This is a genomic window from Hymenobacter daeguensis (genome assembly GCF_054780555.1).
Genome location: NZ_BAAGWC010000023.1, coordinates 1 through 23,475 on the forward strand (window position 1 = coordinate 1; position 23,475 = coordinate 23,475).

The following is a 23,475-nucleotide window of genomic DNA, read 5'->3' on the forward strand; positions in this document are numbered from 1 at the left end:
GTGCCGGCTACGGCGGCAGCTACGGCGGCCACGGGCACCGCTGCCGGGCTGGCATCGGCGGCGGCGGCCGTGCCGCTGGCCGTCAGCGGCCCCGCGTTTTCCATCGAAATGCCGGTGGCCGAGCCGGAGGTTGCGGCTGTGCCCGTTTCCACCATTCCCACGCCGCTTTCGCTGGCCGATTTGGCCGACGGCGACCTGCCGGAACCCAAGTCCCCCAGCCCGCAGGCCCCCAAATCCCTGGAAATTACGGTGCCCGGCCGCGACGACCTCGACCCCAACGCCGGGGCCGACATCGCCGCCGTGGCCGATGAGGACGAAGACGCCGACGCCATGCCGGCCGGCAACTACGACCCCACGCTGGACCTGGCCCGCTTCCAGTTTCCCACCCTGGAACTGCTCAACGACTACGGCACGCCCAAAGCCCAGGTGACCAAGGAGGAGCTCGAAGCCAACAAGGACCGCATCGTGGAGACGCTGGGGCACTACGGCATCGGCATTGCCAGCATCAAGGCCACCATCGGGCCCACCGTCACGCTCTATGAGATTGTGCCCGAAGTGGGGGTGCGCATTTCGAAAATCAAGAGCCTGGAAGACGACATTGCCCTGAGCCTCGCCGCGCTCGGCATCCGCATCATTGCGCCCATTCCGGGCAAGGGCACCATCGGCATCGAGGTGCCGAACACGAAGAAGGAGATGGTGAGCATCCGCTCGGTGCTGGGCTCGGAGAAGTTCGCCAAGACCGAAATGGACCTGCCCATCGCCTTCGGCCGCACCATCACCAACGAGGTATTCGTGGCCGACCTGGCCAAGATGCCCCACCTGCTCATGGCCGGCGCCACGGGCCAGGGCAAGTCGGTGGGCCTGAACGTGATTCTGGCCTCGCTGCTCTACAAGCGCCACCCGGCCCAGCTAAAGTTTGTGCTGGTTGACCCCAAAAAGGTGGAATTGAGCATCTTCAACAAGATTGAGCGCCACTACCTGGCCAAGCTGCCCGACACCGACGAGGCCATTATCACCGACACGAAGAAGGTGGTGAACACGCTCAACTCGCTGTGCATGGAGATGGACCGGCGCTACGACCTGCTGAAAGAAGCCGGCTGCCGCAACCTCAAGGAGTACAACGCCAAGTTCATCGAGCGCCGCCTGAATCCCAAGAAAGGCCACCGCTTCCTGCCCTTTATCGTGCTGGTGATTGACGAGCTGGCCGACCTGATGATGACCGCCGGCAAGGAAGTGGAAACGCCCATTGCCCGCCTCGCGCAGCTGGCCCGCGCCATCGGCATCCACCTCATCGTGGCCACGCAGCGCCCCTCGGTGAACGTGATTACCGGCATCATCAAGGCCAACTTCCCCTGCCGCATCTCCTTCAAGGTGACCAGCAAAATCGACTCGCGTACCATTCTCGACACGGGCGGGGCCGACCAGCTCATCGGCCAGGGCGACATGCTGTTCTCGGCTGGCTCCGACCTGATTCGGGTGCAGTGCGCCTTTATCGACACGCCGGAGGTAGACCGCGTCTGCGACTACATCGGCGAGCAGCAGGGCTACTCCGACGCCTACCTGCTGCCCGAAGTGGCCGGGGCCGACGGCGACGCCGGCAGCGGCAACGAGGAAATGGACCCTTCGGAGCGCGACACCATGTTTGAGGAAGCGGCCCGCTGCATTGTGCTGCACCAGCAGGGCAGCACCAGCCTGCTCCAGCGCAAGCTCAAGCTGGGCTACAACCGCGCCGGCCGCCTCATCGACCAGTTGCAGCACGCCGGCATCGTGGGACCCTTCGAGGGCAGCAAAGCGCGCGACGTGCTCATTCCCGACGAATACCAGCTGGAGCAGCTGCTCAACTCGATGAAGTAGCCTACGCTTCGGCTTCCAACACTTGCCTTGCATGTGCACCGGCCGGAAGCGCAGGCGACATTTTTTTTCTTCATTGACGCTTCATTGGCATTTTGGCCGGACGTTTGTTAAACGAAATCCGTATCAGGCTTTCCAAGCCCGCAAAAGCGCCTTTTGACCCTTCTCTCTATAATGAAAAAATCCCTCTCCCTTCTGTTGTTTGCGGCTACGCTGGCCCTGCCCGCCGCCGCTCAGCAGGACCCCAAAGCTGGTAAGATTCTTGACCAGATGAGCGCCAAGTACCAGGCGCTGAAAGCGTTTCAGGCCGCTTTCACCCAAACGCTGGAAAACCCCAGCGCCAAGGTGAAGCAGAACATTAACGGCGACATCATCGTGAGCGGCCAGAAATTCCGGCTGAAAATCAGCGGCCAGGAAGTCATCAACGACGGCAAAACCACCTGGACGTACCTGAAGAACGAAAACGAGGTAAACATCTCCGATTCGGACCCGGACTCGCAGGAAATGTCGCCCTCCCAGATTTATACGATGTATAAAAAGGGCTACAAATACACCTACGTGCAGCAGGTGACGGAAAGCGGTGAGCCGCTCGACGTAATTGAGCTGGCCCCCGAGAACCGCCAGAATGACGTGTTCAAGGTGCGCCTGAAGGTGCGGAAAAAGGATGCGTCGGTGAAAAGCTGGCAGATGTTTAAGAAGAACGGCAACCAGTACACTTTCCTCATCAAAAACTTCAAGCCCAACCCGCCCACCGATGCCGGCACCTTTGCCTTCGATAAGGCGAAGTACAAGGGCGTGAAGGTGGTGGACCTGCGGTAATAAGTTAATAACCGATTACATGGAAACGGCCCGCTTCGAAAGAGGCGGGCTGTTTTTATGATTATCGATAATGTGGCTTTTTGTCAATATCCTTGTGAAATGAATGCACGGCTTCAATTAGTAAGTTACGTAGCGGAAAAAGCCCAGTATTTCATGCGTAAGACAGGGGCGTTGTATCCTTTCGCTGTTATTTTAGACAAAGAAGGAGAGGTTAGACAGCTATTGTTGAGTTGGGAAGAAGAATATCCGAATGCGCGGGAGCTTGCAACGGCTTTAGAAGCGGTAATCAAAGTGAGGTTACGGTTCGATTCAATCCTTGGGGGTGTTGTGTGCAATGATGTGCTCTATAGGGCTATTAAGGATACAACTAAGCTAGATGCATTGCAAATGAAGCTTCTGATGAAAGAAGAGGTAGAATATTATTACCAACCTTATGTTGTAGCTGAAAAGTCAATAGTCTTTGCAGAAATTGTGCAGGACCATATGACTTATGACCGGCTTTCGGAATTATCTGAGTAGGATATGCGCGAAGATTTCCTCCATTACGTGTGGCAGCACCAATACTTTGACAAAGCGGACCTGCGCACGGCTGAAGGCGAGGAAATTCAGGTGCTGCGCCCCGGCCAGCGCAATGCCGATGCCGGCCCCGATTTCCTGAACGCGCGCCTGCGCCTGGGCGAAGTGGAGTGGAACGGGGCCGTAGAAATTCACCTGCGGGCCTCGGACTGGAACCGCCACAACCACCAGACCGACCCCAAATACGACCAGGTGATTCTACACGTCGTGGGCAGCCACGATGTCGACGTGGCCCGTACCAACGGCAGTCGCATCCCGGCGCTGGCGTTGCAAGCCCGCCTTACGCCGGAGCTGCTGGCCCGCTACACGGCCCTGGTAGAAGCGCCGGCAGCGGCCCCGCTGCCCTGTGCTCCGCTGCTAAATCTGGTGCCCGAAATCAGCAGAACCATGATGGCCGAGCGGGCCCTGCTGGAGCGCGTGGAGCGCAAGGCCGATGCCATTATGGCGCTGCACCAGGCCCTGGGGCAGGACTGGGAAGCCACCGCCTACCACGCCCTGATGGCCGCTTTCGGCTTCCAGAAAAACAGTGAGCCGCTGGCCCGCCTGGCCAAAGCCCTGCCGCTGGCCGTGCTTCGCCGGCACCGGCACGACCGCCGCCAGCTCGAAGCCTTGCTGTTTGGCCAGGCTGGTTTTCTGGTTGAAAATGAGGAAACGGCGAGTGATGAGTACATCCGGGACCTGAGGCAGGAGCACGAGTTTCTGCGGCACAAATACAGCCTGGGCGCGGCGGCCCTGGCCGTGCACGAGTGGAACTACCTGCGCCTGCGGCCGGCCAACTTTCCGCCGGTGCGCCTGGGCCAGCTCGTGGGCCTGCTGCACGTGCGGCCAGCCCTGTTCGATGCGTTGCTGACTGCGCAGAGCGTAGCCGCGCTGACGGAGTTTTTCCAGGCCCCCGCGCCGGACTACTGGCGCACGCACTTCCGGCCAGGCCGGGCGGGCAAAGTCCCGGGCCTGGGCAAAACCAGCATCGACCTGCTCATCACCAACGTAGTGGTGCCGCTGCGTGTGGCCTACGCCCGCTACGTGGACAAGCCCGAAGTGGTGGAAAGCAGCATTGCCCTGCTGGCCGAGCTGCCAGCCGAGCACAACCAATACACCGATGCGTACGAGGCCCTCGGCTTCACCCACCGCACGGCGGCCGACTCGCAGGGGCTGCTGGCATTGCACAAGAGCTACTGCGCCCCGCGCCGCTGCCTGCACTGCGCCATTGGCAGCCGGCTGGTGCAGCAACCGCGACTGGCCCGATGAAGCTCGCGGTGGCTTTTTTGTTGAATGCCGGGCTGCTGGCACTGCTACTGCCGTGGCTGCGGCGGCAATGGCGCTGGGCCGGGGCGGGCCCATGGCGAGGCGTTTTTGCCCTGGGGCTGGTGCTGCGGGTAGGAGTGGGCCTGGCCCGCAACTGGTCGCTGCAACTCGATGCTTCCTATATGAACCGGATGGGGAAATACCTCACCAATCGGCTGTGGACGGACTGGCCCGCCTTCTGGCAAGCGTTTACGGGGGCGGTGGTTACCTTTCAGTTCAGCACCTACCAGGCAGTGTATCAAAGCACCTCCAATACCTGGATTCTGATAAAGCTGCTGGCGCTGCTGAATCTGGCATCGCTGGGTATCGGCTGGCTCAATGGATTGTACCTGAGCTTGTTCGCATTTGTGGGCTGCTGGCAGCTGGTGCGTGCCCTGGCTGAGCGCCTGCCCCGCACGCCCGCCGGTGCCGGCGCGGTTGCCTTCGTGCTGTGGCCGACGGTCTGGTTCTGGAACACGGGCCTGAGCAAAGAAGCCGTATTGCTGGGCAGCGGGGCCTGGCTGGTCGCGCAGGTGGTGCGAGCCCTGTATGGCGCCCCCGACCGGAAGACCGTCCGTGACTGGGCGGGGTGGTGGCTGGGCACGGCCGGCCTCGCTGCGCTGCACTTTTACATTCGGTATTTCTTTGCCATGCCTCTGCTGGGCGTGCTGTTGGGCATTGGCCTGGCGCACGGCTTGCAGCGCGTGGGGCTGGCGCGGCGAACCTGGGGGCAGGCGCTGGCGGTGGCCGTGGTGCTGGGGGCCGGGCTGTGGCTGGCTCCGCAGTTCAGCGTGGCGTTTCGCGTCAATAAATTTACCAATCAGGTGGTGCGGGTGTATGCCGATGAAATTTCGCACGCTGCCGGGCGTCCCCATCTCACCTACCCCAACCTGCGGCCTACCGTCGGGAGCATTGCGGCGCACGCCCCCCTGGCGGCGCTCAATACCTTCACCCGGCCGTGGCTGGGCGAGGCCCGGCAGCCCATGTACATTGCCGCCAGCCTCGAAAACCTGGCGTTGCTGGGGTTGATAGTTCTGGCCATCGTCGCCACCTTGCGGGGGCGAAGTGGCAGCCTGCCTTTCGTTTGGACGCTGGGGCTGGCGACTTTCTGCCTGATTCTGGCCATGCTGATTGGGCTGACCACCCCGATTTACGGCCTGCTGAGCCGCTACCGGAGCGAGATGATTCCCTTTCTCGTTTTGCTGCTGCTGCAAAACGACTACGCGGCGGCCGGGCTGCGCTGGCTGGCGCGCTCCCGGCCGGAAATTGCAGGCCCGGCCAGTGGTCACCAAAGCCCGGCCCGGCCGGTGGCGTAACTTTGTGGCCCGCTCGGTTGTCATGAGGTGATTCTGCCTCGCGCCCAAGCGCAATCCCGTTCGTTTGTTCATGGAAAACCCTGTTATCATTCTTGGCGCTCAAACCGTGGGCACCGCCGCCCTCGACGCCTTTCTCTCCAACGATGTCGTTGTTTATTGCCTGCTCGACGACGACAAAAAGCTGCAGGGCACTGAGCTGCTCGACGTGCCCGTGATGGGCAACACCGACGACGGCGAGCTGCTGAAGCTGCTGGGCAAAAAGTGCGAGGTCTTCGTGGCCACCGAAGACACGGCGAGCCGCCGCAGCCTCACCGAAATGCTGCGCTCGGAGTACGAAGCCGTGCCCGTCAACGCCATTCACGAGCGCGCCAGCGTTTCGAGCCACGCCACCCTGGGCCACGGCAACTACGTGGGCCCCAATGCCGTGGTAGCCGCCACGGCCACCCTCGGCGACGGCTGCCTGGTGGGGGCCAACGCCGTGGTGGAAGCCCGTGCCACCGTGAGCAGCTTTGCCCAGCTGGGCAGCGGGGCCCTGCTCGGGGCCGATGTGCAGGTGGGCGAGCTGGCCTTCATCGGGGCTGGCGCGGTGGTGGTGGCCGGCATCAAAATCGGCGATAAAGCCCGCATCGGGGCCGGCTCGGTGGTGGTCGCCGACGTGCCCAACGGCCAAACCGTATTCGGCAACCCGGCCGTGAAAGTGTAAATTTTGATGAGGAATGAAGAACGAGAAACCAAGAATTGATACAGCCTCGTGCATGTTCAATCCCACTAATTCCTCATTCTTCATTCCTAATTCCTCATTAAGACATGTCGTTTCAGGTTCTTCTTTATTACTGCTATACGCCCCTCGATAACCCGGAGCAGTTTCGGGACGACCATCACCGCCTGTGCCTCGGGCTGGATTTGCGGGGCCGCATCATCGTGGCCGCCGAGGGGCTGAACGGCACCGTGTCGGGCACCCGCGAAAGCTGCGCGGCCTACATGGCGGCCGTGAAAGCCGACCCGCGCTTTGCCGCGCTGGAGTTCAAGGTTGACGAAGTGGCGGGCCACACGTTCCAGAAGCTGCACGTGCGGGTGAAGCCGGAAATCGTGCACAGCAGCCTGCACCACGTGCGGCCCCACGAGAAAACCGGCCAGCACCTGTCGCCCGAAGAGTTTAAAGCCCTGAAGGACCGCGACGACGTGGTGGTGGTGGATGTGCGCTCCGATTACGAGTACAACCTTGGTCGCTTCAAAAACGCCGTGACGCTGGACATGGAAAACTTCCGCGACTTTCCGGAGCGCGTGGAGCGCCTCAAGGAGTTCAAGGACAAGAAGATTCTGACCTACTGCACCGGCGGCGTGAAGTGCGAGAAAGCCAGCGCCTACCTGCTGGAGCAGGGGTTCGAAAACGTGTACCAGCTGCACGGCGGCATCATCAAGTACGGCATCGAAACCGGGGGCGAGGACTTCGACGGCCAGTGCTACGTGTTCGACAACCGCGTGGCCGTAGATGTAAACCGCATCAACCCCACCGTGATTTCGCTGTGCCAGCACTGCCGGCAGCCCAGCAACCGCCTCATCAACTGCGCCAACCCGCACTGCAACGCCCACCTGCCGCTCTGCGAAGCCTGCGGCGACCAGCTGCAGGGGGCCTGCTCCGAAGCCTGCGCCACCAACCCCGATAAGCGCGCCTACGACGGCACCGGGGCCTACCCCAAGCTCAGCAACCACTACCACCCCGCGCAGGGCTTTTCGTCCTACGCTAAATCGCGATGAGGAATGAAAAATGAGGAATGAAGAATTGGCGCATAGCCAGTTTTTCTGTCCCTTATTTCGGCAATAAATTCTTCATTCCTCACTCTTCATTCCTCGTTCAAAATGATTCCCGCCTCCGAGCTCATTCTCAACCCCGACGGCAGTGTTTACCACCTCAACCTGCTGCCCGACCACATTTCCGATACCATCCTCACCGTGGGCGACCCCGGTCGGGTGGCGCAGGTGAGCCGCCATTTCGACTCCATCGAGTTCGAAGGCTCGCACCGCGAATTTGTGACGCACGTGGGCTACTACCGGGGCAAACGCCTGACGGTGCTCAGCACCGGCATGGGCACCGATAACATTGATATCGTGATGAATGAGCTGGATGCGCTGGTGAACATCGACTTCCTGGCCCGCACCGTGCGGCCCGAAGCCGAGCGCATGAGCCTGCGCATCATCCGCCTCGGCACCAGCGGCAGCCTGCAGGCCGATGTGCCCATCGGCGCGCTGCTGGCCACCGAGCACGCCGTGGGCCTCGACAGCCTCGCGCAGTTTTACCCGCTGATGGAAACCGGCCTCGAAACCCAGATTGCCACCGAGCTGCAGCAAACGCTGGCGCTGCCCTTCGCGCCCTACGTGGTGCGCGGCTCCGACCTGCTGCGCGAGCAGCTTGGCGCGGGCATGGTGATGGGCAACACGCTCACCTGCCCCGGTTTTTATGCGCCGCAGGGCCGCAGCCTGCGCCTGCCGCTGCGCCAGCCCGACTACATTGCCCGCCTCCAGAACTTCCGCCACCACAGCGGCGAAGGCGAGTTCCGGCTCAGCAACTTTGAGATGGAAACCGCCGGCTACTACGCCCTGGGCCGCCTGCTGGGCCACGAGGTGCTGTCGCTGAACGCCATTGTGGCCAACCGCGCCACCGGCGAGTTTGCCGAAAACGCCGGGGCGGTAGTCGATGCCCTGATTGAGCGCACCTTGCAGCGGCTGTAGCCTGGCTGTGGATGAAGCAGTTAAAAGCCGAAGCGTCGTCGCACGCTTCGGCTTTTGCTTTCTGCCCGACCTCAGGAAAGAATGCGCAGCGAGTCGGCGTGAATGAGCGGGGAAGCCTGGGTGCGGCCGGCCCGCGGCCCGTTTTCCAGGTTGAGCACACCGCGCGGGCAGGCCGTGCTGCACAGGCCGCAGCCCACGCACGAGGCCCGCACCACGGGGGCGCCGCGCTGGGCATACTGCTGCACGTCTATGCCCATCTCGCACACGTTGGAGCAGTTGCCGCACGAGATGCACTGCCCGCCGTTGGTGCTGATGCGGAACCGGGAAAAATGCTTTTGCAGCAGGCCCAGGTAGGCCGCCATTGGGCAGCCAAACCGGCACCACACCCGGCTGCCCATGATGGGGTAAAACCCCACCCCAATCACCCCCGAAAACACCGAGCCAATGGCGAACCCGTACCATTGCGCGGCCACGTTTCCGGCCTGGCCCAGCCAGGTGCCGCCGGTGGCAAAATGCGCCCACAGCAGCGCCGTAATGAGGATAATCAGTCCCAGAATAGGGTAGATGAGGCGTACTTCCCAGCGCCAGGCAGCGCGGCTTTTGTCGGACAGCTGGCGGTAGGGGTCGCCGGCGGTTTCGGCCAGGCCGCCGCAGCCGCACACCCACGAGCAGTACCAGCGCTTCCCAAAAAAGTAGGTGAGCACCGGCGTGGCCACGAACGACATTACCGCGCCCCAGAACACCATGAAGACGCCCAGCCCGCCGTTCTTCAGCAGCGAAGTCACGGTGCCGGGAAACAGGTAGTCGTACTTCAGCGGCCAGAAGTAGGTGAAGTAGAATTCCGGCTGCTGAAAAGCCTGCAGCAGCCCCGGCAGCAGAAAGGCAAAGCCCAGCTGAAAAAACATCACCGAAGCCGTGCGGATGAGCTGGTAGCGGACGTGCCGGTATTTCCAAAGCGCCCGCCAGCCCATCAGCAGCACGGCCAGCGTGTAGAAGGTGCCGTAGAGAAACCATTGGTCGGCCGGCCGGCCGCGCAGGGCTTGGCTGAAGCCATCGAGGGCGTGAACCAGGTTGTTGAGCGGCCCGAAGCGGCCGTGGCCATCGTCTCCGCTGAACCAGTACAGCACCACGTAAAACCCCGTGAGCACCAGCCCCGTGACCCAGGCCACCGCGCCCCGCGCAGTGCTGGCCCGCAGCCACAAATGGTTGTGCTGCACGCCCGCCGGCTGCCTGCCAAACGCTCGCCAGCTCCAGGCCAGCGTGCCAGTGCTTACAAGGCCCACGGCCAGGTAAAACCACTGCTGGCGGCGGCTGGGGTCGGCATCGGTCAGGGCCAGCAGGAGCGCCAGAAAGCCGGCCGCGACAATGGCCAGGGACAGCTTCTCGGTAGCCGGCGTGGCGGGCGGCACCGGAGCAGCAAGCTTTGGAAGCATAGAGGAGTACGTAAAGCGTTGGCCCACCTACGTAGCCGGGGCGATAGGCAGCTGGCAGCCGGCAGGCTTAATGATGGTGGTGGTGGTGGGGCTCATCGGGCTTACCGAAAAAGTTGATGAGGGTACCTATGATGTAAAACCCCGTCCAGCACACATACAGCCAGCTGAACCCCGCCGGCGTGCGCCCCACAAAGAAATGCAGAATCAGGTGGGCGCCCGCACTCATCAGCAGGCCCGTGACGGCAATGAACTGAAAGCTGTTGAGGGCCGAGGGCCGATAAAGTTTGGAGAAGTCCACGGGAGAAAGATTGAGGTGAAGCCGCCCGCTAGCGCCGGGCAAATAACCCTTTACGTTGCCGGAGCGCCACCGGCTGCTGCGGAAACTGCTGGTTGAACGCCCTGACAATGGCCGCTTCGTGCTGCGGGGCAAACTCCGGGTCAAAATTAGCCGCGCCCAGCTGGGCCATCACCGTCGCAACCGGCGTTTCTGCCCGAATCCACTGCTCGCACACGGCCTGGCGCAGGCGCAGGCCCAGCGCATTGAAGCCCACCACTGCGTGTGGTGCATCGGCCTGAAAATAAACGCGCAGCCCCGCCCGGCAGTCAGGATGACTCCAGTAAAAGCTATCCAGGCCAGCCACGGGCGTAGCCGGAGCTTGGCCATAGGTCTGGTATTCAAGGTTAAAAAATTTGGCCGAATTGAACCACACGCCCCGCCGGTAGGGGGTAGCCTGCCCGCAAATGGTGTGCGCCACGGTTTCGCCCTGCATGCGGCCGGTGTACCACAATTGCTCGATGGGAACCTGGCCGGCCGCCGGCTGGCGGTGCTGGGCGCAGTCGCCGGCCGCATACACGCCGGGCACGCTGGTGCGCAGGTATTCGTCCACCAAAATGCCCTGGTCGGTTTCAAGCGTAGCAGTCTTGGCCAGCGCCACGTTGGGGGCCACGCCCGTGGCCAGGCCCACCCATTGGCAGGCAATTTCTTCGCCCGCGGTAGTTCTCACGGCCCGAACGCGGCCACTGTCATCGCCCAGAATCTCGCCCAGCTCGGTGTTGTAGCGTACCGAAACCTGGTTTTCCCGAAATTGATAATCTACCAGCCGGGCTTCTTCGGGCGGCAGCACCGAGGCCCAGTAGTGGGCATCGCGCACCAGCACCACCGGCTCGATGCCCCGCACGTGCAGCATCTCGGCCAGCTCTACGCCAATAAGCCCGCCGCCCACCACTACCCCCCGGCTGATGCCGTGGGTATCGCGCGTCATGGCTTCCAAATCAGGCAGGCCGTACAGGCTTTGCACGCCCGCCAGGTCCTGGCCCGGCCAGTCGTACCGCCGGCTTTGCGAGCCGGTGGCGAGCAGCAGTTGGTCGTAGGGCAGCGTCGTGCCATCATTCAGCCTGAGCTGGCGCGGTGCCGTGTCCAGCGCAATGGCGGTGGCGTGCACCAGGGCCAGGCGGTTTTCGCTCCAGAACCACGCTGCGTAGGGGGCTATGTCCTGGGACCGCAGGTGGCCCATGTACACGTACATGAGCGCCGGTCGGGAGTAGTGGTATGCGCTTTCGTCCGATACCAGGGTGATGCGGGCATCGGGCCGGAGCCGCCGCACGGTGAGGGCACAGGTCACGCCCGTAATGCCGTTGCCAACGATGACCAGATGCATAAATCAGAAATGGAGATTACAGGTCCTCAAATGTAGCCGGAAATGCGCCCGCCAGTGGGCTCGTCGGCCCCGCCGCTCTTCAATGCTTGCGCAAGCCCGGCGGTGACGCAGGAAGATGGGATTTGCCGGAAGGAAATGCCGGGTCTATTCGAATAGTTATAAAAACGAGACAATAATTCTGCGGCCAACGCCGGTATTCTGACGGTGAACAACGCCATTTAACAGTTAATCGACGAAACGGTCAGACTATTTTTGGGAAAATAAATTGGCATAATACCCTATGCACTCAAAAAATGCAGAAATCAGCGCGTAGGCGTTGTTTCAATATGGGAAGATTAGAAAAATATAAATCCACAAACCAGCGGCTATAGTAAGTTTATCAACCGTTTACCCATCCCATCATTTAATGCTCCTTATGAAATCCTTCTACGCTTTCGGAAAGTTCTGGGCAATGCTGCTGTTGAGCCTGGCAATTGGAAACTCGGTGCTGGGAGCTGTGCCGGACCCCATCACGGCGGCAGGCATCACGGCGCAAACTACTTTGTTTCTGCAGAAGTTTGTTAACCGGGAGGGCAAAGTGAACTACGCGGCCATTCAGCGCAACCCAGAGCTGCTGGATGCCTTGCTGAGCGACATTGCCGACTTCGACGTGAAAAAGGCAGAGATGGCCGACCAGTATGCCTTTTACCTGAATGCGTATAACATTCTGGTAATCGGAGAGATTGTACGTAATTACCCGCTTACGTCGGTGCAGAACATGCCCGGATTTTTCAATCGTACCCGCATGCGGGTAGGTGGTGAGCAATTGACTCTTGACCAGATTGAAACCGATAAGCTACGTAAAATCTACGACGACCCACGTTTGCATTTTGCATTGGTGTGCGGCACCAATAGCTGCCCCCGGCTGAATCGCACCGCCTACGTAGGCAAACTGCTGTTTGTGCAGCTGAACAACCAGGCCAAGTTTGCCCTGCTCGACCCTAACTACGTGAAAGTGGACGATGCCACCAAAATGGTGCGCCTGCCCGAGATATTCAAGTGGTACGAAACCGATTTCAGTGCGAGCGGCAAAACCGGGGTGATGTACGTAAACCAGTTTCGGAAAGAGCACCGCGTACCTACCTGGTATGCAGTAGAATACTATTCCTACAACTGGACACTGAATGACCAGAAACCTCTCAATGCTGAAACCGTGGCCAGCAAATAAGCATTGCCGGGCGTAACGGAAAGCGGAAGGCTGCGTAAATCAGCTACTTCCCATCTCTTGAGCCCCTCGCCCATGATTCCCGATAAGAATTCCGACAACGGTACCAATTCCAGCCAGGACGAAAGCACTGAAGCTGAAAATAATAAGGCTTTTGCCCGCAACGAAGAGCTGGAAAAGCAGCAGGAGTACCAGCAGAGCCAGAGCAACGGCAAAACCAGCAACGACCCCACGGCTGCCCGCAACACCGGTCCCAACGGCTATACCCAGCGCAGCAATCAGAAAGACCAGCTCGAAAACCTGCACATCGGGGGCTCCGAAACCAGCCCGCAGGGCGGCAACGACCACACCAGCGCTGGCGAGCAGGCCCAGGGCCCGGGGTTCGAAGCCGAGGGCAGCTTTGAGCTGGACCATAACCTACGGACCCGCGACCAGGAATTTGGCGAAAAAGCTCCCAGCGGCCCGGCCAAGTCTGCTGGCGACAGTGAAAGCATTGGCAATGAATAGATAGGAGCCCGACTCTCCTTGTGCAAGCGCCTCCGCACGGGGCCGAATATCCAGCCCCGGCCGGAGATTCGGCCCCGTGCTGCTTTTTTATGGTTGGGATTTGGAATATCCGGGTAGGATGGCATCAGAATAGAATGCAGTCAGCTTGAAAAAAATTTGCATTAAAAGAGGAAGCCCCGCGATGAATAACGCCACAAAAGCTTAACTTGCGCAGCCTATTTGGAAAGCTGGCTTTAGTAGCGAAAGTATTTGCAGGTAGGCATGGCCATTCATTTTCCTTTTAACGTCCCATATGAAATCAGAAAATTTACCCAAAATCGAAGCCGAGCAGTACGACCCTAATCTGGATGCCCAGGACGAGGACGTTCTTTCCGGTGGCAATAACCGACTGACCTACATACTGGTGGGTCTTATCGTAGCGCTGGTTATTGGCTATGTGGCCTTGCCCAAAGGCAATGGCAGCGGGCTGGCATCGGTTACGCCTACGTTCATGCTCGACGATGCCGCCGTGGTGGCTTCCGTGCCGGCGGCCAGCCCCTCCGACGAAGCAAAAGAAACGGATGCCCAGAGCACTGATGAGCAGCGCAGCCCGAAAACCCCCAAGAAAACGGTGCCAACAGCGGGCGCTTCGCAGGCCGTAGCGGGCATAGCGGCCACCACGCCTGAAGTAGCTGCCGCCCCCGCACCGGCCGCCGCGCCCGAGGCGGCCCCCGCTGCTGCCCCCGCCGCCGAAGCCGCTCCTGCCAACGTGACCATGACCGGTAAGATTGAGGACGAGAATGGCCGCCCCCTGGTAGGGGCCACCGTGCTGCTGAAAGGCAGCAGCAAAGGCACCAGCACCGATGCCAATGGCAACTACTCGCTGGAAGTGCCGGCTGGCACCGACAACACCCTGATTTACGGCTATGGTGGCTACGACGATGAAGTGATGCGCACCCGCGGCAACCAGCCCGTGAACGTGACCCTGACTCCCCGCGCCAAAACCGGCAAGCGTCGTCGCTAACGGCTGCGAGCTGCTACTGCGTCAAATAAAAAGGGCCTCCCAATCAGGGAGGCCCTTTTTATTTGACGCAGTAGGCTAATTATGCCTGAAACCGCCGGCCAAACAGGAAGTACACCGGCAGGCCCAGCGCCACCAGGCCCAGTCCCCGGCGCGAGAACTCGGCCGTATCGGGGGCAATGAGCAGGATGAGGCAAAACGCGCTGGCCAGCACCACGTAGAGGCCCGGCAGCACCGGATAGCCCCAGGCCCGGTAGGGCCGGGGCGCATCGGGCCGGGTGCGGCGCAACACGAAAATGCCAATGATGGTGACCACGTAAAATAGAATGACGGCAAACATCACATAGTCGAGCAGCTGGCCGTAGGAGCCGCTCAGGCAGAGCAGGCTGGCCCACAGGCACTGCGCCCACAAGGCGCGGGAAGGCACACCGGCTCCGTTCAGCCGGGCGAGGCCAGGGAAAAATAAGCCGTCCTTTGCCATGGCAAAGTAGGCCCGGGCTCCGCTCAGGATGATGCCATTATTTGCCCCAAACGTGCTGAGCATGATGAGGACGGCCATAACGTAGGCCCCGGTTTTGCCGAGTACCGACTCGGCAACGGCCGTGGCCACCCGGTCGTCGGTTGCGTACTGGATGCCACGGCCAGCCAGCGTAGCTGCTTCGGGCGAGCCGTGCAGGGGCAATACCAGCAGGTAAACAACGTTGATGAGGATGTAGAGCACCGTCACGATGGCCGTGCCAATGGCCATGCTGCGCACCAGCGTGCGCTCGGGGTTCTGAATTTCTTCGCCCGCGAAGCCAATGTTGTTCCAGGAGTCGGACGAAAACAGCGAGCCCGACATGGCCATGCCAATGGCAATGAGCAGCGAGCCGCCGCTGATGGGCAGCGGCAGCCCACTTTCGCCGGGAGCAGGGGAGCGGGTGGCCGTCCACAGGTCGTGAAAATTGGCTGCAATGGCTTCGTGGTTGATGCCCAGGGCCACGCCAAAGATGATGAGCAGGGCCAGGGCAATGAGCTTGGTGCTGCCCAGCACGTTCTGAATGACCTTGCCGGTGCGCACTCCTTGCGCGTTGAGCGCGGTGATGCCGATGATGAGCAGGATGGCCAGCAGCTGCACCGAAGAGAAGGTGAAATCCCAGCCGAAAATGCTGGTTTCAAACAATACATGCTTCACGCTGAACCACGGCTGCAGCACGCCCGTGAACTTGGCAAACGCCACGGCCACGGCCGCAATGACGCCGGTCTGAATGACGAGAAACAGCGTCCAGCCATACAAAAAAGCGGTGAGGCGGCCGAAAGCCTCGCGCAGGTACACGTATTGCCCGCCTACTTTGGGAAACATGCTGGCCAGCTCGCCGTAGCTGATGGCCCCTGCCATGGTGATGACGCCCGTGAGCAGCCATACCACCAACAGCCAGCCTGCGCTGCCCACCTGCCGGGCAATATTGGCCGACACAATGAAGATGCCGGAGCCAATCATGCTGCCCGTGACCAGCATAATGGCATCGAAAAGATTGATGGCGCGCTTAAAGTGCGGCTGGTCAGCTAGTGGTTCGGTCATGCCGGAATGGGTGAGCGGTGCGTTGAAGCGGGCAAGATAGTGATTTGGCCCCGCCGGGGCGGTGCTCCGGAGCCGGGCACCGCCCCGGCGGGGCCAATGAAAGCGCTGCAATCAACTGCCGGCTCCCCTCATTCGAAGGAACATCCGCCTGCGGGCTTAATAAAAGTCGAACCCCAGCACGGCCCGCAAGGGGAGCGACGCACCGGATTTGAGCGTCAGATGCTCGGCATCGGCGGCCCAGACGGTGGTGGCCATGCGCTTGGTGGCGCCATCGGCCGTTTTGAAATAGATGTCGAGCTTGCCGTGGTAGGCATTGCCGAGGGTCACGGCGCGGTCGGCATCGGCACGGCGGCGCTGGCGGGCTTCCGGAGTGGGCAGCACATCGTCGTGGTCAAAATGGAGGGTGGCAATATCTTCTTTCTCAACAATTTCGATGGAGGCGGCAACAGGAATGAAGGACATGGCGAAAAAAGGAGGTGGGTAAGCGGGAGAAAAAAACGGGTGGCTTCTGCCTTGCAAACGATAAATTAATCCCGTCAGTCTAGGTTTTTGATGAATTTCTACGGCAGCTGGGCCAGAAACTCCATCGTGTCCACCCGGTCGGCGTACTCGTCCACATCGGGCGACTGGGCCCGGCCAAACGGCACGCTGCCCGCAAACCGCGCCCCGGCCGACACCACGCACTGCGTTTGGGCCGCCACGTCGGTAAGCTGGTCCACGAGGTCAATCTCGCTGCTGTACTCGCCGTAGTGCACCACCGAAATGGGCGACACCAGCGCCGCGCTGCGCGTGAACAGCAGGAAGCCGGTATCGTAGTGCGGCACGGCATTCACCAGCATAATGCTCTTGTTGTAGTCGTAGTTGTTGTTGTATTTGTGGTGGTTGATGACGCCCGCACCCACCTGCAGGGCGTCGAGCAGCGGCACGAAATCGTAGCCTTCGGGCACAAAAATCTTGCTCACGTTGCGGCAGCCCAGCCCGTAGTACTGAAAAATGTCCGGCCCCAGCAAGGCCAGCTCGGAGCTGGTTTCCTGGCCCGTGAGCACGGCCACGCTGGTGCGGTTGCGCCGGATGAGGTGAGGCCGCTTGCCGAAATAAAATTCGAAATACCGCGCCGTGTTGTCCGAGCCGGTGGCGATGAAGGCGTCGGCCGCATTCAGACGCGGCAGCACCTTGATATAATCGGTAAAGCGCGGTTCCAGTCGGGTCAATTCCTCCATCAGCCACAGCATGAGGGCCGTGTCGTCGGCGCTGAGCTTGGCCAGCAGCACGTGGCCGCTCAGCAGCACGCACAGCAGGTCGTGGAAGCCCACCATGGGAATGTTGCCGGCCATCACCACGCCAATCTGGCGCACGGTGGTGGGCTCGGGCGGGTAGCGGGCGGCCCAATGGCGCAGCGGCTCCTCGGCCAGCAGGTGGGCAATGCCGCGCAGGGCCGCCGCCACGTTGGGCTTGTCGAACCAGCCGTTCTGGTTGCGGGCGCGGGCGGCCAGGGCCGCAGTTTCATCGTCGGTGAGGGTAGCAAGGCGGTGGCCCAGGGCCACAAAAGCGGCAAGTCGTTCGGAATGATTCATGCGAAAAAAGGCCGGCTGGCGCGCCGGCAGTGGCGCGGCGCCGGAAGATTACCCGGCAAAATTGGTCGAAACCGTGCGAACCCGGCCGTTGTTGGTTAATTTTGTAGCGCCAAAGAACGGCGCAGACCCGGCGTTTTACGTAAAGTCCGCTGCTTACCCTTTAGTTTCTCCCTTCACCCCGAATTTCTTCTCCCGACGCCCTATGGCCATCATGATAACCGACGAGTGCATCAACTGTGGTGCCTGCGAGCCGGAATGCCCCAACAACGCCATTTACGAAGGCGGCGCCCAGTGGCGCTGGGCCGATGGCACCAGCCTCAAGGAAGTGGTGACGCCGGCCGGCACCACGGAGTCGGGCACGGCTCCTCACACCCCGGTTTCGGACGAATATTATTACATCGTATCCGATAAGTGCACCGAGTGCGTGGGCTTTCACGAAGAGCCGCAGTGCGCCGCCGTATGCCCCGTCGACTGCTGCGTGGACGACCCCGACCACCGCGAATCGCGCGAGCGCCTCCTCGAAAAGAAGGAGTGGCTGCACCTGGCTGCTTAGCCCAAGGGCTATCAACAACTAAAAAGGGCCGCCTCCAGTCATGGAGGCGGCCCTTTTCGATTGAGAAGAATCGGGCTCAGGTGCCGCAGTTAAAGAACTTGTCATAAGCCGATTCCGGAATCAGATTGAACTGGCTCATGAGCTTGATGGGCAACTTCATGAGGCGCAGGAATGAGTAGCTGTTGGGGTAGTCGTGGAAGGTTTTGGGCGGCGCGCTCACAATGGCCTCAAACTCGGCCCGCGTCAGGCCCAGCCGCTTGATGCAGAGCTGAATCACGGCCTCGTCCTCGATGGGGTTGATGTGCGAGATGCGTTCCAAGGCGTATTCCCGGCTCATCTGGCCCGAGCGCACCAGGGCCGAGTAGTTGAACAGCCGCCGGTCGATGTTGAACTTGATGCGGTTGAGGTAATAGATAACGCTCTGGTAGAGGTCGTCGAAATAATGCGCGCCGGGATTTTTCCAGGCCAGCTCGCTTACCAGCAGCTCATCTACTTCGCTCCGCACATAGTCGAGGTGGTAGAGCAGCGTTACGGTTTTGATACGCCGGATAAAAGCGTAGTAAATCATTTCCTTGATGCCCAGGTTGAAGCCCGGGTCGGTAGGCTGCCAACGGCGCAATGGCACCGTGCCGAACTGCTTGTGCACCGCCTTCAGGTAGCGGCCGTCCAGAAAATTCCAGCTCAGCGGCGCAATGCCTTCGGTGCGGAACGACTGCCCAATCACCACGTGCTGAACGTTTTCCTTGGCCGCTACGCCATACAGTGCCGTCGCAATGCCCAGGTCGGTGCCTTCCTCCATGTCGGGCACGGAGGCTTTCAGAAAGGCAATTTTGAGGTCTTTCGACTCGCGCCAGTCCGAAGTAATGGTGCGCAGCTCCACGCCCAGGCGCTGGCAGGTACGCACCATGTTTTCGCCGGCCACGGGATTGCCAAAGCCGTCGTTGAAATGCACGGCCAGCGGGCGCAGCTTCAGCTGCGTGACGCAGTACCAGAGGGTGTAGGTGCTGTCGCGGCCACCGCTCAGGCCCACCACGCAGTCGTAGGGGCGGTTGCGCCCGGCGCGCCGCATCTCATCGGCCAGGCGCGCCACGGTGCGGCGGCCTTGCTCACCGAGCGGAAACGCTTTTTCCATGCGGTCGTGCACTTCGCAAAAAGAGCAGGTGCCGTCGGTGTCGAACGTGATGCCTTGCGCGGTGGTATCCATCACGCAGCGGGTGCAGCGTTGGTATTCCGAAGCCGCTTGGTCGGAAATCAAGGCTTCATCGGGATGTAATTGAGTAAGCAAAAGCAGGAGGGGGTGAGGGGCTTCAAAATGGACCGATGGGTGGGCATTTGATGGAAGAGCAAAGCGGGTGTGCGACCAGGGAAGATGATGGCCCGGAGTCGCTTACGTAAGAATCAGAGTATTTGGTCGAATTGGTAGCCTTTGCGCTGCAGCATCAGGCCGATGTCGGTGCCGCGCTCGGGGCGGTGCGGGCGCTTCAGGTCGGCCACCACCAGCTCGCCGGCAAACTCGTTGAAAGCGCCCTGTGCCTGAATGCCGTTGGCATCGATGGCCAGGGAGCAGCCTACGCTTTTTTTGCCCTCGTAGGGCCCGCCCACAATGTAGCCCACCGATGTGGTGCTGATAACCACCACGTTGTAGAGCTTGGCCAGAATGGAAAATGGCTTCACCCACTTCTCCTGGTACGGGTCGTGCTCCTCGGTGATGGAGTAATCGACCGTCCAGGAAGCCGGCGCGATGATGAACTCGGCGCCCATGCGCGCCAGCGTGTGGCCGATGGACAGGCCGTCGAGGTAATTGTCGGCGCACACGTTCACCCCGATTTTGCCCAGCGGCGTATCCACCACGTTCAGCGTCTGGCCCACGGCGTAGAATGGCTGCTCCACGGCCAATAGGTTAATCTTGTGATACTTGACGATGATTTCGCCCTGTGGGTTGATGAGAATGGCGGCGTTGTAGTTGCGGCCGTCGGCGGCCCGCTCCGTGAGGCCGGCGCATACGTACAGGCCGTGCTCCACAGCAGCCTGGCACAGCACGTCGCTGAACGGACCGGGAATGGGCTGGGCTTCGTAGAGGGCGCTGGGGTGCGTCCAGGCAAAGTCGAGGGTTTCCGGCAACAGCACCAATTCGCACCCCTGCGCGGCGGCCTGGGCAATTTGCGCTACCGCGCGGGCCAGGTTGCGGGCAGGCTCGCCCCCTTCTACCAGCAGCTGGCCCAGGCCCACCCGAAGGGTGCCAATGGGGGGCGGCACTGCAGGCAGTGGGGGCGCCGCAGGCGCCGATTTTCGAAAATTGAAGAGCTTAGCCATCGAATGAAGAATATAGATTATAACTAAACACTCGGAAGATACAACGGCCGAATTAAACCCAATGGGTCATTTATGGTCGGCAAGCAAAGGTAAAAAGCAGGATGGAGCACGATATTAAATCAGCATTAAAAGCGCGGCTTACTATTGTCCTGAGAGTCAAGATGAATTAATGGTGAACCGCAAGGACTGAAAATTCTTCCTGTTTCGGTAGCTACTGCGCATTTTTTTTTCAGCTACGGCCGGAGGGCTGTTTAACCAGCTCGTGCGGTTTTTGAGGCACCGATGCCGACGGCCCCGTTTTTCTATTGCCTATTTTTGCCTTTTCTGCTTTCTCTATTTCGCCCCATGTCCCTCGCCACCACCTATTCGCCCACCGACGTTGAAGCCAAATGGTACCAGCGTTGGCAGGAGCAGGGCTTTTTCAAAGCCAAAGCCAACCCCAAGAAGACGCCCTACACCGTTGTCATTCCGCCGCCGAACGTGACGGGCGTGCTCCACATGGGGCACATGCTCAACAATACCATTCAGGACGTGCTGGTGCGCCGCGCCCGCATGCAGGGCAAGGAAGCCTGCTGGGTGCCCGGCACCGACCACGCCAGCATCGCCACCGAAGCCAAGGTAGTGGCCCTGCTGAAGGAGCAGGGCATCGCCAAAACCGACCTTACCCGCGAGCAGTTTCTGGCCCACGCGTTTGAGTGGAAGGACAAGTACGGCGGCATTATCCTGGAGCAGCTCAAGCAGCTCGGCGCCTCGTGCGACTGGGACCGCACGCGCTTCACCATGGAGCCCGATTTGACCGAAGCGGTGCTCCGCGTGTTCGTCGATTTGTATAACAAGGGCCTGATTTACCGGGGCGTACGCATGGTGAACTGGGACCCGGAAGGCCGCACGGCCATCTCCGATGAGGAGGTGATTGCTAAGGACGTGCAGGCCAAAATGTATTACCTGAACTACGCCGTGGTAGGGCAGGAGGGCCAGTTCCTGACCGTGGCTACGTCGCGGCCCGAAACCATTATGGCCGACGTGGCCGTGGCCGTGAACCCCAACGACCCGCGCTTTGCCCACCTGGCCGGCCAGAAGGTGCGCATTCCGCTGCTGGGCCGCGAGATTCCGGTGATTTTTGACGAGTACGTGTCGATGGATTTCGGCACGGGCGCGCTGAAAGTAACCCCCGCCCACGACCTGAACGACTACGAGCTGGGCGTGAAGCACAACCTGCCCGTTATCGACATCCTGGCCGACAACGGCACGCTGAACGAGAAGGCCGTGCTCTACGTGGGCCAGGACCGGTTTGCCGTGCGCAAGCAGATTGCCAAGGACCTGCAGGAAGCCGGCCTGCTCCAGAAGGTGGAGGAATACGCCAGCATCGTGCAGACCTCGGAGCGCACCAAGGCCGTGATTGAGCCCAAGCTCAGCCTGCAGTGGTTCCTGAAGATGGAACACCTCGCCAAGCCCGCGCTGGAGGTAGTGGAAAACGACACCATCAAGCTGCACCCGCCCAAGTTCAAGAACATGTACCGGGCTTGGATGGAGAACGTGCACGACTGGTGCATCTCGCGCCAGCTCTGGTGGGGCCAGCAGATTCCGGCCTATTACCTGCCCGATGGCACCTTCGTGGTAGCCCTCACCGCCGAGGACGCGCTGGAGAAAGCCCGCGCCCAGAGCGGCAACGCCGACCTGCAAGCCAGCGACCTGCGCCAGGACGAGGACGTGCTCGATACCTGGTTTTCGTCGTGGCTGTGGCCGATTTCGGTGTTCGACGGCTTTAAGGACCCGGACAACGCCGACATCAATTATTTCTACCCCACCAACGACCTGGTGACGGGCCCGGACATTCTGTTTTTCTGGGTGGCCCGCATGATTATGGCCGGCATCGAGTACCGCCACGAAGTGCCGTTCAAAAACGTGTACCTCACCGGCATTGTGCGCGACGTGCAGGGCCGCAAGATGAGCAAGCAGCTCGGCAACTCGCCCGACCCGCTCGACCTCATCGCCCAGTACGGCGCCGATGGAGTGCGGACCGGCATGCTGTTCTCGGCCCCGGCCGGCAACGACCTGCTCTACGACGTGAAGCTGGTGGAGCAGGGCCGCAACTTCAGCAACAAGCTGTGGAACGCTTTCCGCCTCGTGAAAGGCTGGGAGCCCGATGCCTCATTGCCCTTCGTCAATGCCAAACCTGTAGAGTGGTTCAACGCCCGCCTGCAAGCCGCTATTGTCGAGATGGACGACCATTTCGAGAAGTTCCGGATGTCGGATGCGCTGATGACCATCTACAAGCTGACCTGGGACGACTTCTGCGCGCAGTACCTGGAAATGGTGAAGCCCGCCTACCAGCATCCCGTCGATGCCGAAACGCTGCGCCACACCACGGCCTATCTCGAAACGCTGCTCAAGCTGCTGCACCCCTTCATGCCCTTCATCACCGAAGAGCTGTGGCACGAGCTGGCCGAGCGCGGCCCCCGCGACTACGTGACCGTGGCCCCCTGGCCCCGCGCCACCGCCCCCGCCAACAGCGCCGAAACCCTGGCCGACATGGACAAGGCGCTGGCCATCGTGGCCGGCATCCGCGCCGTGCGCAACCAGAAAAACCTCGGCCCCAACAAGCCCCTGACGCTGGTGGCCAAAACCGATGAGCCGCAGCTGCTGACCGACTACCAGGGCATCATCCGCAAGCTGGGCAGCATTTCAGAAATTACGTTTGCCGATGCTGGCCCCGCCGCCTCGGTGAGCTTCGTGCTGGGCGGCAGCGAATTTTTCATCCCGCTCGAAGGCCACATTGATATGGCCGCCGAGCGGGCCCGCCTCGAAAAGGAGCTGGAATACGCCCAGGGTTTCCGCGACTCGGTGCTGAAAAAGCTCGGCAACGAAAAGTTTGCCCAGAACGCCAAGCCCGAAGTGCTGGAGAAAGAGCGCCAGAAACTGGCCGATGCGGAAACGAAAATTGCTGCGCTGGAGCAGGCATTGAAAGGATTGTAGAAATTATTTCTGCTCTCAAAAAGCCACTTTCCGCCCCGGGAAGTGGCTTTTTGCTTTCGAGTCAATAAGCCGGAAAATCTATTGTGCGCCACTTGTCGTTATATTTACGACAAGTGGCGC

At 60.9% G+C, this 23,475-nt stretch carries 21 protein-coding genes; 13 read left to right on the plus strand and 8 right to left on the minus strand.

The features are described 5' to 3' along the window. The 8 genes from ACYVHT_RS18575 to ACYVHT_RS18610 all read left to right on the plus strand — a co-directional run. Window positions 1-1,854: DNA translocase FtsK (locus ACYVHT_RS18575; protein ID WP_460555442.1), on the plus strand; the 1,854-nt coding region annotated here is incomplete at its 5' end. 171 nt (window positions 1,855-2,025) lie between these two features. Further along, window positions 2,026-2,670, plus strand: a complete 645-nt coding sequence (locus ACYVHT_RS18580) for a LolA family protein (RefSeq protein WP_460555445.1) — start codon at window positions 2,026-2,028, stop codon at window positions 2,668-2,670. 57 nt (window positions 2,671-2,727) lie between these two features. Then, window positions 2,728-3,189: a hypothetical protein gene (locus ACYVHT_RS18585; RefSeq protein ID WP_460555448.1), complete on the plus strand. Its 462-nt coding sequence runs from the start codon at window positions 2,728-2,730 to the stop codon at window positions 3,187-3,189. 3 nt (window positions 3,190-3,192) lie between these two features. Further along, window positions 3,193-4,494: a DUF2851 family protein gene (locus tag ACYVHT_RS18590; RefSeq protein ID WP_460555451.1), complete on the plus strand. Its 1,302-nt coding sequence runs from the start codon at window positions 3,193-3,195 to the stop codon at window positions 4,492-4,494. Continuing rightward, window positions 4,491-5,846 carry a hypothetical protein gene (locus ACYVHT_RS18595; RefSeq protein WP_460555454.1) on the plus strand — a complete coding sequence of 452 codons (1,356 nt, stop codon included), beginning with the start codon at window positions 4,491-4,493 and terminating at the stop codon, window positions 5,844-5,846. The genes ACYVHT_RS18590 and ACYVHT_RS18595 overlap by 4 nt, the downstream gene beginning before the upstream one ends. Before the next feature lie 70 nt (window positions 5,847-5,916). Continuing rightward, window positions 5,917-6,549 carry an LbetaH domain-containing protein gene (locus ACYVHT_RS18600; protein WP_460555457.1) on the plus strand — a complete coding sequence of 211 codons (633 nt, stop codon included), beginning with the start codon at window positions 5,917-5,919 and terminating at the stop codon, window positions 6,547-6,549. Window positions 6,550-6,653: 104 nt separating this feature from the next. Further along, a complete protein-coding gene (trhO, locus tag ACYVHT_RS18605) occupies window positions 6,654-7,604 on the plus strand; it encodes a rhodanese-related sulfurtransferase (RefSeq protein WP_460555460.1) in 951 nt (316 codons plus the stop codon). A gap of 102 nt (window positions 7,605-7,706) precedes the next feature. Further along, complete coding sequence (locus ACYVHT_RS18610) at window positions 7,707-8,576, plus strand: nucleoside phosphorylase (RefSeq protein WP_460555463.1); 870 nt, start codon at window positions 7,707-7,709, stop codon at window positions 8,574-8,576. A gap of 71 nt (window positions 8,577-8,647) precedes the next feature. Here ACYVHT_RS18610 and ACYVHT_RS18615 read toward each other — a convergent pair whose 3' ends face one another. The 3 genes from ACYVHT_RS18615 to ACYVHT_RS18625 all read right to left on the minus strand — a co-directional run bounded on the left by ACYVHT_RS18615 (window position 8,648) and on the right by ACYVHT_RS18625 (window position 11,667). After that, window positions 8,648-10,009, minus strand: coding sequence for a 4Fe-4S binding protein (locus ACYVHT_RS18615; protein ID WP_460555465.1), 1,362 nt, complete (start codon window positions 10,007-10,009; stop codon window positions 8,648-8,650). Window positions 10,010-10,076: 67 nt separating this feature from the next. After that, window positions 10,077-10,307 carry a hypothetical protein gene (locus ACYVHT_RS18620; RefSeq protein WP_460555468.1) on the minus strand — a complete coding sequence of 77 codons (231 nt, stop codon included), beginning with the start codon at window positions 10,305-10,307 and terminating at the stop codon, window positions 10,077-10,079. Between the two features lie 28 nt (window positions 10,308-10,335). Next, entirely contained in the window at window positions 10,336-11,667 is a 1,332-nt protein-coding gene (locus ACYVHT_RS18625; RefSeq protein ID WP_460555471.1) for an NAD(P)/FAD-dependent oxidoreductase, read from the minus strand. Window positions 11,668-12,082: 415 nt separating this feature from the next. Between ACYVHT_RS18625 and ACYVHT_RS18630 the strand changes: the two genes are divergently transcribed. The 3 genes from ACYVHT_RS18630 to ACYVHT_RS18640 all read left to right on the plus strand — a co-directional run bounded on the left by ACYVHT_RS18630 (window position 12,083) and on the right by ACYVHT_RS18640 (window position 14,381). Further along, entirely contained in the window at window positions 12,083-12,874 is a 792-nt protein-coding gene (locus ACYVHT_RS18630; RefSeq protein WP_460555474.1) for a DUF547 domain-containing protein, read from the plus strand. Between the two features lie 72 nt (window positions 12,875-12,946). Beyond that, window positions 12,947-13,378, plus strand: coding sequence for a hypothetical protein (locus ACYVHT_RS18635; RefSeq protein WP_460555477.1), 432 nt, complete (start codon window positions 12,947-12,949; stop codon window positions 13,376-13,378). Between the two features lie 292 nt (window positions 13,379-13,670). Then, on the plus strand, window positions 13,671-14,381 hold the full coding sequence (locus tag ACYVHT_RS18640; RefSeq protein ID WP_460555480.1) for a peptidase associated/transthyretin-like domain-containing protein: 711 nt from the start codon (window positions 13,671-13,673) through the stop codon (window positions 14,379-14,381). A gap of 79 nt (window positions 14,382-14,460) precedes the next feature. Here ACYVHT_RS18640 and ACYVHT_RS18645 read toward each other — a convergent pair whose 3' ends face one another. The 3 genes from ACYVHT_RS18645 to ACYVHT_RS18655 form a co-directional block, all read right to left on the minus strand. Continuing rightward, a complete protein-coding gene (locus ACYVHT_RS18645) occupies window positions 14,461-15,939 on the minus strand; it encodes an APC family permease (RefSeq protein ID WP_460555483.1) in 1,479 nt (492 codons plus the stop codon). Between the two features lie 156 nt (window positions 15,940-16,095). Continuing rightward, window positions 16,096-16,401, minus strand: a complete 306-nt coding sequence (locus ACYVHT_RS18650; RefSeq protein WP_460555486.1) for a hypothetical protein — start codon at window positions 16,399-16,401, stop codon at window positions 16,096-16,098. Window positions 16,402-16,499: 98 nt separating this feature from the next. Next, a complete protein-coding gene (locus ACYVHT_RS18655; protein ID WP_460555489.1) occupies window positions 16,500-17,513 on the minus strand; it encodes an aldehyde dehydrogenase family protein in 1,014 nt (337 codons plus the stop codon). A gap of 202 nt (window positions 17,514-17,715) precedes the next feature. On the opposite strand from ACYVHT_RS18655, the gene ACYVHT_RS18660 reads away from it, so the two are divergent. After that, window positions 17,716-18,066, plus strand: coding sequence for a 4Fe-4S dicluster domain-containing protein (locus tag ACYVHT_RS18660; protein WP_460555492.1), 351 nt, complete (start codon window positions 17,716-17,718; stop codon window positions 18,064-18,066). Between the two features lie 76 nt (window positions 18,067-18,142). Here ACYVHT_RS18660 and ACYVHT_RS18665 read toward each other — a convergent pair whose 3' ends face one another. Both ACYVHT_RS18665 and ACYVHT_RS18670 read right to left on the minus strand, forming a co-directional pair. Further along, a complete protein-coding gene (locus tag ACYVHT_RS18665; RefSeq protein ID WP_460555495.1) occupies window positions 18,143-19,351 on the minus strand; it encodes an adenine nucleotide alpha hydrolase family protein in 1,209 nt (402 codons plus the stop codon). Window positions 19,352-19,464: 113 nt separating this feature from the next. After that, entirely contained in the window at window positions 19,465-20,322 is an 858-nt protein-coding gene (locus tag ACYVHT_RS18670; protein ID WP_460555498.1) for a carbon-nitrogen hydrolase family protein, read from the minus strand. Window positions 20,323-20,724: 402 nt separating this feature from the next. Here ACYVHT_RS18670 and ACYVHT_RS18675 point away from each other — a divergent pair, with 402 nt between their 5' ends. Continuing rightward, a complete protein-coding gene (locus ACYVHT_RS18675; RefSeq protein WP_460555501.1) occupies window positions 20,725-23,355 on the plus strand; it encodes a valine--tRNA ligase in 2,631 nt (876 codons plus the stop codon). Window positions 23,356-23,475: the final 120 nt, after the last annotated feature.